Origin of the sequence: Amycolatopsis sp. NPDC050768, assembly GCF_040654155.1 — a bacterium.
Lineage (GTDB): Bacteria > Actinomycetota > Actinomycetes > Mycobacteriales > Pseudonocardiaceae > Amycolatopsis.
Window position 1 is genome coordinate 106,105 of sequence record NZ_JBFAHL010000003.1, and the last position, 14,234, is coordinate 120,338.

Annotated in this window: 12 protein-coding genes and 1 tRNA gene; 7 read left to right on the forward strand and 6 right to left on the reverse strand. The window is 70.1% G+C overall.

All coding sequences use genetic code 11. The features are described 5' to 3' along the window. Positions 1-7: 7 nt before the first annotated feature. A complete protein-coding gene (locus tag AB0H62_RS10685; protein ID WP_360585523.1) occupies positions 8-1,759 on the reverse strand; it encodes an N-6 DNA methylase in 1,752 nt (583 codons plus the stop codon). 77 nt (positions 1,760-1,836) lie between these two features. Between AB0H62_RS10685 and AB0H62_RS10690 the strand changes: the two genes are divergently transcribed. From AB0H62_RS10690 to AB0H62_RS10715, 6 genes are all read left to right on the forward strand, one after another. Then, positions 1,837-2,586 carry a protein phosphatase 2C domain-containing protein gene (locus AB0H62_RS10690; RefSeq protein WP_220244956.1) on the forward strand — a complete coding sequence of 250 codons (750 nt, stop codon included), beginning with the start codon at positions 1,837-1,839 and terminating at the stop codon, positions 2,584-2,586. Between the two features lie 57 nt (positions 2,587-2,643). Then, positions 2,644-2,728 (forward strand) — tRNA-Ser (locus AB0H62_RS10695). Between the two features lie 588 nt (positions 2,729-3,316). Continuing rightward, complete coding sequence (locus AB0H62_RS10700; protein WP_220244957.1) at positions 3,317-3,577, forward strand: hypothetical protein; 261 nt, start codon at positions 3,317-3,319, stop codon at positions 3,575-3,577. 4 nt (positions 3,578-3,581) lie between these two features. After that, positions 3,582-3,830, forward strand: coding sequence for a hypothetical protein (locus tag AB0H62_RS10705; RefSeq protein WP_220244958.1), 249 nt, complete (start codon positions 3,582-3,584; stop codon positions 3,828-3,830). A 26-nt stretch (positions 3,831-3,856) separates the two neighbouring features. After that, complete coding sequence (locus AB0H62_RS10710; RefSeq protein ID WP_360585526.1) at positions 3,857-6,598, forward strand: FtsK/SpoIIIE domain-containing protein; 2,742 nt, start codon at positions 3,857-3,859, stop codon at positions 6,596-6,598. Then, positions 6,595-6,963, forward strand: coding sequence for a hypothetical protein (locus AB0H62_RS10715; protein WP_220244960.1), 369 nt, complete (start codon positions 6,595-6,597; stop codon positions 6,961-6,963). Before AB0H62_RS10710 ends, AB0H62_RS10715 begins: the two co-directional genes overlap by 4 nt. A 4-nt stretch (positions 6,964-6,967) precedes the next feature. Here AB0H62_RS10715 and AB0H62_RS10720 read toward each other — a convergent pair whose 3' ends face one another. The 3 genes from AB0H62_RS10720 to AB0H62_RS10730 form a co-directional block, all read right to left on the reverse strand. Continuing rightward, positions 6,968-8,077, reverse strand: coding sequence for a serine protease (locus tag AB0H62_RS10720; RefSeq protein ID WP_220244961.1), 1,110 nt, complete (start codon positions 8,075-8,077; stop codon positions 6,968-6,970). Positions 8,078-8,189: 112 nt separating this feature from the next. Next, on the reverse strand, positions 8,190-8,786 hold the full coding sequence (locus tag AB0H62_RS10725) for a hypothetical protein (RefSeq protein WP_360585529.1): 597 nt from the start codon (positions 8,784-8,786) through the stop codon (positions 8,190-8,192). 78 nt (positions 8,787-8,864) lie between these two features. Next, positions 8,865-11,342, reverse strand: coding sequence for an endonuclease/exonuclease/phosphatase family protein (locus AB0H62_RS10730; protein WP_360585531.1), 2,478 nt, complete (start codon positions 11,340-11,342; stop codon positions 8,865-8,867). A 123-nt stretch (positions 11,343-11,465) separates the two neighbouring features. On the opposite strand from AB0H62_RS10730, the gene AB0H62_RS10735 reads away from it, so the two are divergent. Next, a complete protein-coding gene (locus AB0H62_RS10735) occupies positions 11,466-12,503 on the forward strand; it encodes a CapA family protein (RefSeq protein ID WP_360585533.1) in 1,038 nt (345 codons plus the stop codon). A gap of 334 nt (positions 12,504-12,837) precedes the next feature. On the opposite strand, the gene AB0H62_RS10740 is transcribed toward AB0H62_RS10735, so the two are convergent. Continuing rightward, positions 12,838-13,266 (reverse strand): limonene-1,2-epoxide hydrolase family protein, encoded by a 429-nt coding sequence (locus AB0H62_RS10740; RefSeq protein ID WP_220244965.1) that lies wholly within the window; start codon positions 13,264-13,266, stop codon positions 12,838-12,840. A gap of 9 nt (positions 13,267-13,275) precedes the next feature. Next, positions 13,276-14,199, reverse strand: a complete 924-nt coding sequence (locus AB0H62_RS10745) for a TauD/TfdA family dioxygenase (protein ID WP_220244966.1) — start codon at positions 14,197-14,199, stop codon at positions 13,276-13,278. Positions 14,200-14,234: the final 35 nt, after the last annotated feature.

The following is a 14,234-nucleotide window of genomic DNA, read 5'->3' on the forward strand; positions in this document are numbered from 1 at the left end:
GTTCCCTTCAGGCGCCGGGCCGCAGCCGTCCTTCGGCGAGCGCCGCAAAGCCTAGCCGGACCAGGTCACGGCCGATTTCCGCCGTCTCCCGCAGCGCCCGGTCGAACTCGGCGAGGGCGCGGAAGGCGGCGCCGTACGAGCGTTGCTCGGCGAGCGGGTAGCGCGGCACTCTGAGGCGCCTCGCGTCGATGCGGGTCGAGGCGCTGTGCACGGGGAAATCGGCCGCGCGCAGGCAGCCGGCGAGGAACTCGGCGTCGAGGCGGGCGGGATCCACGCGGTAGAGCGAAAGCGCGGGGCCGAGCCGCACGGGATGTCCACTGTGGACTTTGACGGCGCCGGTGACGGACGCGATCACGTCGCCTTCGTGCGCGATCACGGCCGTGTCGTCGGGGGCCGCGTAGCCGGTGGGGGCGCGGCCGGCCAGGACGTCGTCGGGGGTCAGGACGGGTTCGTCGCCGTCGCCGGTCCGCGCGGGTGCGTGGTGGATCTCCAGCGCGCCTGCCTTCACCAGCTCGCCGACGGTGGTGTGCGGCGGTTCCTCGCCCGTCGGCTGCAGCGGCGGGAGCTCGAGGCCGACGCGGCCGAAAAGCCGTTGTGCGGCAAGGAAAGCCTCGCCGAGGTCTTCGCGGGCGGTGCGGCGCTGGGCGGGAGTGAGGTCGACGTCGTCGTCGAGGAGGTCGATGATGCGTTCGCCGGTGCCGTTGTCGAGGTGGTCGCGCCACAGGGCTTCGGCGTCGTCGACAGTCGTCTCGGTGATCAGCGCGGTGGCGGGCGCGCGGCTGCCGGGCTCGGGTCTCGTCAGCAGCCAGAGGTCGGCGCCGGGGGCGAGCGTGAGCACTGCGCGCAGGGCGCCGGCACGCAGGAGGTTGGCGCGGATGCGTTTGCCGCTGCGCCGGCCGGCGGCCGCGCCGGGCATGAGGATGGCGACGGTGCCGCCGGGTTTCACGCGCGCGAGGCAGTGCTGCACCCACGCGAGCTCCGACTCCCCGCGCGGCGGCAGCCCGTACTCCCAGCGCGGGTCGCCGACGAGCTCTTCGTGGCCCCACGCGCGTTCGTTGAACGGCGGGTCGCAGAGGACCACGTCGGCCTGCTGGCCGGTGAAGGCGTCTTCACGGAGGGAGTCGCCGGCGTGGACTTCGGTGTCGGCGCCGTGGAGACGCAGGCGCAGGGCGGCGATGCGGGCAGTGGTGGGGTCGCTGTCCTGGCCCTGGGCGCGGGTGGCCTCGGCGGCGTCGGCGGCGATTAGCAGGGACCCGAAGCCGCACGCCGGGTCGAGCACGGTGGTCCCCTTCGCGCCGGCGAGGCGGACCATCAGGCTCGCGTACGCGGGGGGCGTCGGCGAGACGCGGCGGGCGCGGGCTTCGAAGTAGCGTTCGCAGAGCTGCTCGAACGTCCAGGTCGCGCCGTTCGTCGTGGCCACCTCGGCGAGGAGGGCGAGCAACTCCGGGTCGTCCGTGGGACGTTCGGTGGCGTCGGCGAGGTAGTCACCGGCGTCGGCGACGCGAGTGTCCAGCTCGAGGTCGTCGCCGAGGGCGCGCAGCCGTTGCCACGCCAGGTCGATCGGCGCGAGCTCCACGGGCCGGCCGCGGCCGGCCAACCAGGCCTGCACCTCGGGCAGCGAGAACAGCGGGCTGGACGCGGTGCCGCCGACCGGGCGCGGGAAGTCGTCGTGGCGCCGCCGCCAGTTGCTCACCGCGGCGCGGCGCACCCCCGCGAGCCGGGCGATGTCGGCGGCGCTGACCGTCGCGGTGTCGTCCATGACCAGCACGATAGCTGATGACCGGAGTTTCCAGCGTTTTGCTTGTTAACTCAGTCAACCAATGGTTTCATGGTGACATGGCCACCAACCAGACCCGGTTCACCCTGCGCTACGCCGCGGGTTCCGACACCGGGCGCCGACGCTCGATCAACGAGGACTCCGTCTACGCCAGCGGACGCCTGCTCGCCGTGGCCGACGGTATCGGTGGTCAGCCCCACGGGGAAGTGGCCAGTGCCACTGCGGTCGGCGTGCTCGCGAGCCTGGACTCCGAGCTGCGCTCGCTCGACCTCACCTCGCTCGACCTCCAGAGCACCCTCGCCGACGGCGTCCGGCGCGTCGGCGAGCGCCTCGCCGAGGTCGCCGAGCAGGACCCCGCCACCCACGGCATGGGCACCACGCTCACCACCCTGCTCTTCGACGGCGTCCACTTCGCCGCCGCCCACATCGGCGACTCCCGTGGCTACCTCCTGCGCGACGGCGAGCTACACCGCATCACGCGCGACCACACCCTCGTCCAGGCCCTCGTCGAAGACGGCCGCATCTCCCAGGCCGAAGCCATCGACCACCCGCGCCGCTCGCTGCTCATGAAGGCGCTGCAGAGCACCGGCTCGGGCGACCCGGACGTCTGGGAGTTCACCCCCCTCGCCGACGACCGCCTCCTGCTCTGCTCCGACGGCCTCACCGCCGGCGCCGGCGAACCCGCCATCGCCGAGACCCTGGCCGCCGGCACCCCCGGCGAAGCCGTCCCCGCCCTCATCACCCTCGCCAACGACGGCGGCGGCCCCGACAACATCACCATCGTCGTCGCCGACGTCGTCCCCGCCTGATCGCCACCCCCGGCCCACCTGCGGGACCGCACCACCCCATCCGGTACCCTTCTCCACGGAGGATTGGCCGAGCGGCCTAAGGCGCACGCTTGGAAAGCGTGTTGGGTTCACGCCCTCGCAGGTTCGAATCCTGTATCCTCCGCCGCGATAACAGGCGAAACGCCGGGCAGCTTTCACGAGCTGCCCGGCGTTTTGTCGTTCGCGGGCTCCGGCCGAAGCGCCACTCTTGTTGCGTAGCCACGATTCCTCACCGCGCGTGATCGGCGCGCGAAGAGGACCAAGCGGCACACCACTTCCGAAAACGCGAATTTCCTTTCATATACCCGTTTTCTCCCGTGCACGTCCACCTGGAGGCCGTTGCCGAAGCGTTGCTGATCGACGCCCGCGCAGGCCGGGGGCTACCCGAGGACCTCCGAAACCCACCCCGACCGCACCCGCTAGTCTCCTCCGCAGACTCGATCGTAGAAGTTCGGAGAGGTTCATCGGTGTCACGAATACCGGCCTGACCTGGGCGCGGCCACACGCGCGCGAGCCTCGAAAACCGCAGGTCACCATGGCTGGAACGCGGTTCGGGGGTCCCGTCACCAACCGCTGCCCGCGAGGCCCCGGACGTCACCCACGTCCGGGGCCTTGTCGATTCTCCCCCAGTTCCTCACTTACCGAAGACACCTGATCACGCTAAGTTTGTACGTGGTCGTTCCAGCCCCGACGCACCGAGGAGTCCGCCCCCATGCCCGGAGTGGAAGAGATCCGCGCTGGCATCGCGCTCGCGAACGAGAAGGCGTCCGCGAGCATCGCCGCCCTGCAGCAGGCAGCGCAATCTCTCGAAGAAGCCCAGTTGTCGCTTTCCCAGGCGACGCAGGGCAGCAGTCAGCACGAGGTCAACCAGGCCCACGGTCTGCTGGCCGAAGCGCTGAACGGAATCACCGGGATGCAAAGCACCATCCAGGCCAGTATTTCGTCGGCCGACTCCTACTCGGCCCGGTTGTAGCTCCATGTCGGGACTCGCCGAGATCCACCAGTTGCTCACCGCCGCGATGGCGGGCCTCACCGACGGGCGCGCCCACGCCGAGCGGGCCAAGTCCCTGCTCGGGGACGCCCGCAGAGCGCTCGTCGACGCACAGGCGAAAGCCGATCCTTGGCTGCCGACGCAACTGGACCAGGCCGACGAGGGACTCGACCATCTCCTCACCCGCCTAGCCGCCGCCGACGATCTGGTGAGCGGATACCAGTCACGCCTGTAGGGACGAAAGCGTCATGAGCGACACCGATGGCCAGTAAATCCGCCGAGCAGCGCAACCGCGTTCAGACGGCGCTGGACCGGGTCCGGCACCAGATCGGGCTCGTGCTCGGTGCCGCCGCCGGCGCCCGCGAAGCCGCGGAGGCCGACGTGGCGCGGCTCGCTCTCGAACAGGAAATCGTGCGGGTCGGCATGAATCACGCCGACGCCGAGCAGCAGACGGAATGGGCGCGGCACCCGGCCGCGCACGAGGTTTTCGCTTCGCTCGGCGGCGTGCGCAACGCGTTCTACACCGACTGGAGCTCGGGCCCGGGCGCCCTGCGGGACCTGGTGACGGCCAACGCACCGGGTCCCGCGGGGCGGCCGCCGAGCGAATGGCTCGGCCGGGTGGGGACCAATCCCGGCATCACCGCGCCGGGGCTGTGGCGCGTGGGCTCGGCGACGGCGGCCGGCCGCGACATCTCGCGGACGTTCGACGTCGCCGTGCCCCTGCTCGACGAGTCGCACCTGCAGATCACCTCGGCGCCCAAAACGCGTCCGGTAATCGACGGGATCGTGCAGAACCTGCTGATGCGGGTGCTCTCGACGTTCGAGCCCGGCGCCGTGAAGATCCACCTCTGGGACATCGGGCAGCTCACCGCGATCCTGCCCGACCTCTACCCGATCAGCCGCACCAGCGCGCTTTCGCTCTACGACCCGACGCGGCTGGAAGACCTCCTCAACGAGCTGGCCGGCCACATCCGCCGCATCCACGCCACCGGCATGCAGGCCGGGCACACGTCGCTGCGGGAGCTGCGGCGCGCCAGCAACCAGCGGGTGGAGCCGTACCGGATCGCGGTGCTCTACGGCAACGGCGAGACGCTGGAACCCGAGCTCGCGCGCGACCTCAAGCGCGTGGCCAGCGGCGCGCTCGCCGCCGGAATCTGCCTCATCCTCATCGACGTGCCCACGGCCGTGAGCGCGTCGATCGAATCGCTGAGCCTGCTCGACGAGCGGCGCGCGATCAGCAGCATGACCGGCACCGACCTCGTCGTGGACCTCGATCCGCCGTTGCCTTCCGGACAGGTGATCCGGGCGGCCGGGCGGATCGCGGAAGCGTTGATCGCCAAGCAAGGCGGGCCACGCTCGTTCGCCGACCTGCTGCCCACGGAGTTCGGCCAGGAGAGCTCGGCGCGGGAGCTGCGGGCGCCCGTCGGGTTCTACGAGGGCGAAGCCGTCGAGGTCGTGATCGGCGACGCGAGCCCGCACGCCCTGATCGGCGGGCCGAGCGGTTCCGGTAAGACGAACTTCCTGTACTCGCTGCTCGGCAGCCTCGCCGCGCGCTACACGCCGGACGAGCTGGCGCTGTACCTGCTGGACTTCAAGGAAGGCGTGTCGTTCGCGGGCCTCGCGCCCGGCCGCAAGGACGCGAGCTGGCTGCCGCACGCGAAGCTCGTGGGTGTCAACGTGAACACCGACCGCGAGTTCGGCCTCGCGCTGCTGCGCTTCCTCGCCGACGAGCTGCGCCGGCGTTCGGCCGCCGCCAAGGAACACGAGGTCACGAACCTGGCCGACCTGCGCGAGCAGGACCCGGGCGGGCACTGGCCACGGATCGTCGCCGTGATCGACGAGTTCCAGTACCTGTTCGCCGGTCGCGACCAGGTCACCGCCACGGCCACGCAGCTGCTGGAGGACATCGCGCGGCGCGGGCGTTCGCAGGGCATCCACCTCGTCCTCGCGAGCCAGGACGTCGCGGGCATCGAGGCGTTCTGGGGCAAGCCTGCGGTGTTCGAGCAGTGCACGCTGCGCATCGCGATGCCGAAGGCGCGGCGCGTGCTGGCGGAGACGAACAACGCGGCGGTGTCCGCGCCGAAGTGGCACGCCGTGATCAACCACGACTCCGGTGTCGCGCACGGCAACCTGCTGGCACACATCCCCGACGCGAGCAGCCGCAACGTGTTCGTGGAGCTGCAGCACAAGCTGTGGGAGCTCTACTCAGGACGCTTCCCGCGCCCCCGGCTGTTCGACGGCGCGCATTCCCCGGTGCTGGAACAGTTCCCGGCGTACACGGAACTCAAGCCGACCTCGCGCCCGCGCGCGCTGCTGGGCCAGTCGATCGACGTGACGGAGGCCGCACAGGGTGTGGAGCTGCCCCGCGCGCCCGGCCGCAACATCGCGGTACTGGGCGGCGCGTCGGCGGAGGCACTGTCCATCATGGACTCCGCGGCGCGGTCGCTGGCGCGGCAGTACGAGATCGGCGAGGTCGAGTTCGTGCTGTACTGCCCGATCGAGGCGTGCGCGCCGGCCGTCCTGGAGCTGACGGAACGGCTGCGCGCCGAGGGCCACGTGACAGATTTGATCGATGACCTGACGGCTTTGCTGGCCTCCATTGTGGACGGGGAACTCGGCGGCCCGTCGCGGATCCTGCTGCTGTACGGAGTGGACGCCGCGTTGCCCACACTGGAGACCAAGGCCCCCGGCCAGCTCAAGAGCGGCCTCGACCACCTGCGCACGGTGCTCAAGACGGGCCCGGGCCACGGCGTGCACACCATCGGCTGGTGGCGCAGCATCGCGCGTCTCAAGGACACGCTCGGCTTCGGCGGCACCGACGACATCGGCACCTGGGCGGCGCTCGACGTGCAGGGCAACGAGCTCTCCCCGTTCGCCGCCGGCCAGGTCGTGCACTGGTCGCCACGCCAGGGCCGCGCGTTGTTCTTCGACCGCACCACGCACGGCGCCCCCGAAGTCATCATCCCCTTCCAGCGCCCCGAGCAGACGGGAGAACCGGCATGACGGACGACGCCAGCGCGGCTATGCGCTACAAGGAAATCGTCGGCCTGGCCCGCGGCTCGGCCGACAACCTGCGTGCCTGGGAGCTCGCCCGCGCCGACGAGATCGACCACCAGCTCGCCGACGCGCACGCCGCCGTCTCCGCCGCGAAGGAACGCGAGGAGAAGGCGGCCGAACGCGCTTCCCGCTGGTGGAAGATGGCCCTGCACAACGTCGCCCGGCTCACTTTCCTCGAGCCGGCCGATGACCCGCAGCCGGTGTCGACGGCGCGGCCGCAGTACCTGGACCGGTATCTCGAGGAAGTGAAGCCGTCGTACCAGGAGCTGGTGCAGGCGGTGCTGGCGCTGGGGTGGCGAGCGAAACGCTGAGCTGTCAGATGACGTCGGCGTAGAGCACGACGGTGCCGCCCGCAGTACTGGCCGTGACGCCGCAGTCCAGCTTGTGGGCCGCGAGGTCGGGGGTGACGGCGAGCTGGGGGTTCGTGGCGCCCTCGATCGGGATGTAGAACTCGAAGCCGTTGGAGGGGTCGACCTTGTTGGAGTACCAGGCGTAGTCCACCTTGGCCGGTGTGCCGTTGGTCCACTTCGGAGCGTCACAGGTGAGCGTGTTGCCTGCGGCTTTGGTGCCGGCGATCGTGGGGTCCACCTGAGTCATCGGTGCCAGCGGCGGCCTCGGCTGCGTCAGGAAGGAACGCAACGCGGCCGCGTCGGCGAACCCGTTGGCGGTCGGCTCGCCGCACTGCTTACCGGCGACCTCACCGGCGAAGCTGACGACGCCGACGAGCCGGCCGTCCTGAACCAGCGGACCGCCGCTGTCGCCGGAACAGACCGTGGCCGCGGCCTGCGTACACAGCACCGACGGCCCGTCGACCACGTCCTGGCTCCCGAACGACTGCCCGCACGCCTGGTCGTCGATCACCTTGAGCTGCGCGTGCGCGAGCTGGTCACCGAGCGCGGGCAGCGGGTCCTTCGGGTCCGGTGTTTTGGTGAGCCCGTGCCCGTAGACGTCCACAGTGGAGCCTGGCTTCGGCGCCCTGTTGGCCACCGGCAACGTCGGAATGTCGAACACCGGACGCGCCAGCTTGATCAGCGCGACATCGTCGGCGGCACTGGCCTTCGAGTAGTCCTCCGGCGCCTTCGGCGACGGGATCAGCCGAAACCCCGGGTCGACCGACCACCCCTCGATCGGCACGATCCGCCCGGGATCCGTCGACAGCGTCCCACCCCCGAGGTGCACCTCGAAGTGCGTGGGGTCCACGTGGTCGAGGCAGTGCGCCGCCGTCACCACCCGATCCGGCGCGATCAACGCGCCGCCGCAACTTTCCCGCTGCACCAAGGGCTCGTCACCCTTGAACACGACCGTCGCCATCCACGGCGCCGCGCCGTCGGCCGCGGGCTCCCCACCGGACACCGCCATGGCGGGCGCCGCCACCACCGTGCCGGCCACCAGAACAGCCGCGCCCACGGTCAAAATCCTGCGCATTCGGACCTCCTCATCGGTTGGTCCGAACGTACGAATCGCGCGGCTGCCGGGACAACATGCGGCGGGCTGATCACCACGTACGCCTTTCGGCTACGGGTTGCTCGCCGATCGGCTACGCGTTCCAGACCACCGCGTCGGTCACCAGGTCCGAGGCCGCCGACACCTTCACCGTCAGCCGGAACGGGCGGCCCTTGGCGGTGATCCCGCAGACGATGCTGCCGGCGTGCAGCGAGTCGAGCTGGTTCGTGCCGTCGGCCGCGGCCAGCCGGCTGCAATCGTCGCGACCGGGCACGCCGTCGTCGACCCAGACTCGCATCCTGCTCTCACCGGTGGTGAAGAGGTCGGAGCCGAAGTGGTCCGCGATGTCGTTCTCGTCGCCTTCCGCGGGCGGGTTGAGGTCGAGGTTGATGCTGCCGAACGTGACCGGGCCCGTGAAGTACGCGTCCGGCGCGTTGCTCGCCGAGGAACGCGGCGGCGCGTGGCCGTTCGAAACCGGCGCACCGGCCGTCACCGTGACGGTCGCGGTCGCGGTCACCGGCGCCGGCTGCGCGGGCGTGCTCGGCGCACTGGCCCGCCCGACGAAGAACCCGGCCCCGGTCAGCGCCGTGACCAGCGCGGCGATCGCGGTGATCCACTGGTGCCCGAGCGTGCCCCAGCCGGTCTTCTTGGCCTCGTCCTCGTCTGCCACCGCGCCCCCGTTCGCTTGCAAGGAGCCAATTCTAGCCACCCCGAAGACACCGAAGGCCACCATTCGCGGAGAATGGTGGCCTTCGGTGTGTATCAAGAACTACTTACGCGGAGCTGTCCGCCCCAACAACTGGTCCAGGTAGTCCAGCAGGTCGTAAGCCAGGTCCTCCAGCTTGTTCCCCGTCGACGGCCGGAACCGCACGATCTGCGGGTCGTGGTCGCTGGCCTGGTCGGCGAACTCGGCGTTGATGTGGACCACGTCGTAGTCCACGCCGCGAAGAGCCGGCGCGGCCAGGATGTGATCCAGCACCTGCGACTGGCCCTCGAACACGTAGCTGTACCGCTCGGCGGCGGGCAGCGTCGCGAGGAGGTCCTTCAGGCCGCCGGACGTCAGCTGGGCCAGCGCCGGCGAGAACTGGTAGTCGTTCAGGTCGCCGGCGACCACCACGTTGACGTTGCGGTCAGCCGAAAGCAGCTGCGAGACGAAACCCTTCAGCACGGTCGCCTGCTTCTGACGCTGCACCTCGGAGCTACGCACCGGCGGCTGGAACCGGCCGTGCGTCGGCTGGTCGCCGCCCTTGGAGTTGAAGTGGTTGGCGATCACGAACACCGTGCGGCCCTGGAAGACGAACTCGCCGGCCAGCGGCTTGCGGCTGTCGGTCCACGCGTCGTTCGTCGGGTCGACGCGGCCCGGGGACTGCGTCAGGTGCACCTTGCCGTGGTCCTTCACGACACCCACCGAGGACAGCGCGCTGCCACCCGGACGGTCCACGAAGGACACTCGCGCCGGGTTGAACAGGAAGCCCACGCGGATGTTGCCGCCCGGCTCGCCGCCGTCCTCGTCGTTGGTCGGGTCGATCTCGCGCCACTGGTAGTGCGGGCCGCCCGCCGCGATGATCGCGTCGGTGAACTTCTTGAGCGTCACGTCGGCGGCGACCACACCGTCGTTGGTGGCGCCGTCGTTGTCCTGAATCTCCTCCAGGGTCACGACGTCCGGCGCGGCCAGGTTGTCGACGATGCCGTGCGCGAGCTGCGCGAACTTCGTGTCCGGGTCGGACGGCGCGAGGTTCTCGACGTTGTACGTCGCCACCGCGAGCTGGCCGGGACGCTGGCGCGCAGTGACCTCCTTCTGCAGGTGGTTGTCCTTCGCCGGACCCATCTGCGACGCGAAGAGCGTGTAGCCGCCGAAGCTGCTGTACTCCACGGGGCCTGATGTCGTCCCGGTGAGCACGTCACCGGTGTTGACCTTCGGGAACGGCTGCTGGTCGAACGGGATGATCGACTGGATCTTCAGCACACCGGTGTTGATCTTGTCGTAGCCGAGGTAGACCGTGCCGCCGCGCGGCGTCGGGTTCTGCTGCGGCTTCGTCGTCACGTAGAGCTCGTCGAAGTCGTTGCTCGGGCCGACCACGCGGGCGTCGGAGATGCTGATGATCTCGCTCTCGTGCGACTCCCAGAAGTCCAGCGCGTACTTCGCCGGTTCCAGCGGCAGCGCCTCGATGTTGCCGCCGGCGTTGGGCGCGAGCACGTCCGGGATCTGGTCGGGCGTGATCTTCGTGGGCGCGGGCAACGGGTTCCCGTGCGTTCCGACCGTCCACTGTGCACTGGACAGCTCGGTGAGCGACTGGTAGTTCGACGTCGCCGGGGCGTCCGGGTAGAACTCCTTCACCGTGCCGGCCGCGGTCACCGCGTCGCCGACGGCGACGGCGGGCGTGGTCGAGCCGGTGAACACGAACAGGCCCTCGCTGGTTCGCGGGTCACTGTCGGGGTTCGGGTCGGTCAACCAGAAGCCGCGCGACGAACCGAAGGTGCGCACGGCCGTCACGATGCCCGTGACCTCGCTGACCTTCTTGTCCTTGAGCGGCGAGAGCCGCGTGGTGCCCTGGATGTCGTGGATCTTCGCGGGGGTGCCCGGGTCGACGGGGCCGGTGTCGCCGCCGGCCGTCTCGCCCTTGGAGTTGGTGGGCGTCGGGTCGCCGACGGTGAAGTCGGCGCTGTTGTTGTCCGTGTCGGCGAGCGACGCGGCGCGCGCGGCCGAGGTCGTGTTCGACAGGGCGGCGGTCGGCGTGCCCTCGCGGACCACGGCGTCCCCGAAGCCGACGAGGTCCTTGACCTGCGGGTCGGCGGCGCAGTCGGCGGCGGTCTTGCAGGTCAGCGCGGTGGAGCCGTTGACAAGCGCGATCGTGCCGGCGGTCCCGGACATCGCGATGGTCCCGGTCGCGTCCGGGGTGGGCAGTGCGACGGTGCCGCCGGTGCCCTTCGACTCCTGAACGAGGTAACGTCCACCCGCGGCGACCGAGCCGGCGAGCTTCGTGACCTGCCACGTGCTCGACGCACTGGCCGTGGCCGGCAGGTACTGCACGCTGTAGCCGTCGAGCGCGAGCGGCGCGCCACCGTGGTTCGCGAGCTCCACGAAGTCGTTGGTGAGCGTGGCGCCGGAGTTGCCGCCGCCGCCGTAGACCTCGGCGACGACCGCGTCCGCGCTGGGTGCGGCGAGTGCGGCGGGAGCGCCGCTCACGACCAAGCCCGCGACGGCAGCGGCGGTCAGCACGCTCTTTCTTCGACCGGATATGGTCACCCTGAGTCCCCTTTGCATGAACGGTCGACGCATCGTCCCCCGAACAAGCGAAGGGTAGGAAGACTAAGAGGCAACGATTCGTAACGAGTTCGCGGAATTACCTCCGAGGGACGGGTTGACACAGTGATCTCTCTCGTACTCGGCGGAGACGCCAACGTGCAGGGCCGAAGCGAGCCGAAAACGGCATTCCGGGCGTTGGCTCCGTTGCTGAGCGGGGCCGACGTGCGTTTTGTCAACCTCGAGGGCCCGCTGTCGGGATCGATGGGTGACCACGGCGGTCTGGACATCCCGCACAAGCCGAATTGGCGCCATTCCGCGCCGGAAATGGTCGAGGCGCTCACCGCGGTCGGCATCGACGTGGTGTCGGTCGCCAACAACGTGACGTACCCGCCGCCGGCCATGCTCGCCAGCCTGTCGGTGCTGGAGAAGGCCGGCATCGCCTACTGCGGCGGTGGTGCGAACCTCACCGCCGCGCACACGCCGGCCGTGATCGAACGGGTCGATCGCCGCGTCGCCTTCCTCGCGTTCACGTCGTTGTGCTGGCCGGTCGGCCAGGAGGCGAAGGCCGATTCGGCGGGCGTCGCGGTGGCCGGCGCGTACACCTCGTACCAGCCGGATCCGCGGGTGCTCGACGTGCCGGGCCGGCCGCCGATCGTCCACACCACCCCGGTGCCGGCGGACCTGGAACGCCTGGTCGCCGACGTCCACCGCGCCCGCGCGGCGGCCGACCACGTGGTCGTGTCGATGCACTGGGGACTGCCGGGCGACGAGCTCACCGAGTACCAGATCGTCTACGCCCACGCGATCATCGACGCGGGCGCCGACCTCGTGGTGGGCCACGGGCCGCACAGCATCCAGGCCGTCGAGGTCTACCGCGGCCGCCCGATCCTCTACAGCCTCGGCAACCTCGTGTTCGACTGGCCCGCGATGCGCGGCCGCCACGTCGACGGGCTGCTCGCTGGGTGCCTGCTCGGCGACCGGCCGCGGCTCGAGCTGATCCCCGTGCGCCGCGGCGAGGACAACGAGTGCGTGCCGTTGGCCGGCGAAGCGGCGGCGCAGGTGCTGCGGCACGTGGCCGAACTGTCGGCGCGCCGGTCCACAAAGGTGGCCGTGGGAACCGGGATCGGCACCGTCGAAGGATTTCTCGCGCCGAAGCGCTGAGGGCGTTTCCCCAGGGTCGTCACCCGGACGGCCTATCTGCCTTAAATGCAGGTCAAGCTTTGGCGCGGTCGGTTTGCGGCGGAGGTACCTTTACTCGCGAGCCCACGAGAATGTGGCCCAGACCACTTCCCGGGAGCTCACGGGTCGCACACCGCGGGGGGAGGCGACACGATCACATGGGGGTTGATCGTGTTCGGCTCGCGCGGTTTCGCGCCCCGCTGGGGTACGCCGCGGACGCGGGATCTTCCGTTTCTCCCGCGACCGCGGCGTCCGCGAAAAGTTTGCCCCGGGGGTTCGTGGGCGGTGCGGCTCGGCGGCTTGGCGGCCGCACCGCTCACGAACGGGCCTTGCCGATGAGCGTCTTCGCTCCGGCCACCGCCGCGCGTCCGGCGCCCTTCGCGCTGGCCGCGAGGAACGTCGTCCAGTCGAAGTAGTCGCGCCACAGCACGATCCGGCCGTTCTCGATCTCGAAGGTGCCGCACACCCAGAACTCCACCGCGAACGAGCCGCGGCGCAGCACATCGGTGCGTTCGGTGAGCACGACGTTGCCGTCGGCGGCGATGTGGTGCGTGCGCGCTTCGAACCCGGTACCGAACCGGGTCAGCATGCGCAGCTGCTTCTCCACGGCCGCGAGGCCGTGGGCGGCCGGGAGCGGCACGTTCTGGTAGGTGATGTCGACTGCGACGTGGTTCAGCGCCCGCTCGACGTCCATGTCCTCGAGAGCCTGCAGGAACGCGGTGACCACGGCCTTGGGTTCGCTCATACGACCAGGTTAAGCCCCGAACGGCCGGTCGCCCACGATGGCGACGCGTTCGGCCACCCGGTTGTGGGGGTGGTAGTCGTTCACGGCGTAGTGCTGGGTGGCGCGGTTGTCCCAGAACGCCACGGCGTCACGGGTCCAGCGGAAGCGCACCTGGTACTCGGGCATGTGGGCCTGGAGGAAGAGGTAGCGGAGCAGGCGGTCGCTCTCCGGTTTGCCGAGGCCGACGACGTGGGTGGTGAAGGCCTGGTTCACGAACAGCGTCCGCCGGCCCGTCTCGGGGTGGACGCGGACGATCGGGTGCTCGACGGGCGGGAAGCGGTTCCGGTGGGCGGCCAGCAGGTCCGGGTCGGTGAAGCGTTCGAAGCCGGGCACGAAATCGTGGACGGCGGTGAGTCCGTCTATGCGTTCGCGCACGTCGGCAGGCAGGTTGTCGTAGGCAGCGGCCATGTCGGCCCACATCGTGTCGCCGCCGACCGGCGGGACCTCCACCAGCCGGAGGACGGAGCCGAGCGCGGGTGCGGGGCGCCAGGTGACGTCGGTGTGCCAGATGTTCTCGTAGCCCGGCATGCCCGCGGTGCGGGTGAAGCGGACGACTTCGTTGTTGTCGCCTTGCGGGATGAAGGGGTTGGTTTCCAACGCTCCCCAGTGGGAAGCGAACACGCACTGTTGTTCCGACGTCATTTTCTGTTCGCGGAAGAACAGCACCTTCCACTCCAGCAACGCGCGGTTCAGCTCTTCGCGAACCTGGGGGGTCAATGACGCTCCGAGGCCGACACCCTCGATTTCGGCCCCGATCACCCGGCCGAGAGGACGGAGGGTGAACAGTTCGTAGGGGCGTTCTTCGACGCCTTCGGGTAGCCGGCGCAGCACGCGCGGGCCTTCGAGGATGCCGTCGGCGGGGGTGGCCGACGACCGCAGGAAGTCGATCGACATCAAGCCCTCCGGGTGGGCGAATCGGCTTGGTTGAG

What these genes read in the sequence shown, in the direction of transcription:
- AB0H62_RS10685 (WP_360585523.1), bottom strand. Translation starts at nt 1,759, where the DNA reads ATGGACGACACCGCGACGGTCAGCGCCGCCGACATCGCCCGGCTCGCG.
- AB0H62_RS10690 (WP_220244956.1), top strand. Translation starts at nt 1,837, where the DNA reads ATGGCCACCAACCAGACCCGGTTCACCCTGCGCTACGCCGCGGGTTCC.
- AB0H62_RS10700 (WP_220244957.1), top strand. Translation starts at nt 3,317, where the DNA reads ATGCCCGGAGTGGAAGAGATCCGCGCTGGCATCGCGCTCGCGAACGAG.
- AB0H62_RS10705 (WP_220244958.1), top strand. Translation starts at nt 3,582, where the DNA reads ATGTCGGGACTCGCCGAGATCCACCAGTTGCTCACCGCCGCGATGGCG.
- AB0H62_RS10710 (WP_360585526.1), top strand. Translation starts at nt 3,857, where the DNA reads ATGGCCAGTAAATCCGCCGAGCAGCGCAACCGCGTTCAGACGGCGCTG.
- AB0H62_RS10715 (WP_220244960.1), top strand. Translation starts at nt 6,595, where the DNA reads ATGACGGACGACGCCAGCGCGGCTATGCGCTACAAGGAAATCGTCGGC.
- AB0H62_RS10720 (WP_220244961.1), bottom strand. Translation starts at nt 8,077, where the DNA reads ATGCGCAGGATTTTGACCGTGGGCGCGGCTGTTCTGGTGGCCGGCACG.
- AB0H62_RS10740 (WP_220244965.1), bottom strand. Translation starts at nt 13,266, where the DNA reads ATGAGCGAACCCAAGGCCGTGGTCACCGCGTTCCTGCAGGCTCTCGAG.
- AB0H62_RS10745 (WP_220244966.1), bottom strand. Translation starts at nt 14,199, where the DNA reads ATGTCGATCGACTTCCTGCGGTCGTCGGCCACCCCCGCCGACGGCATC.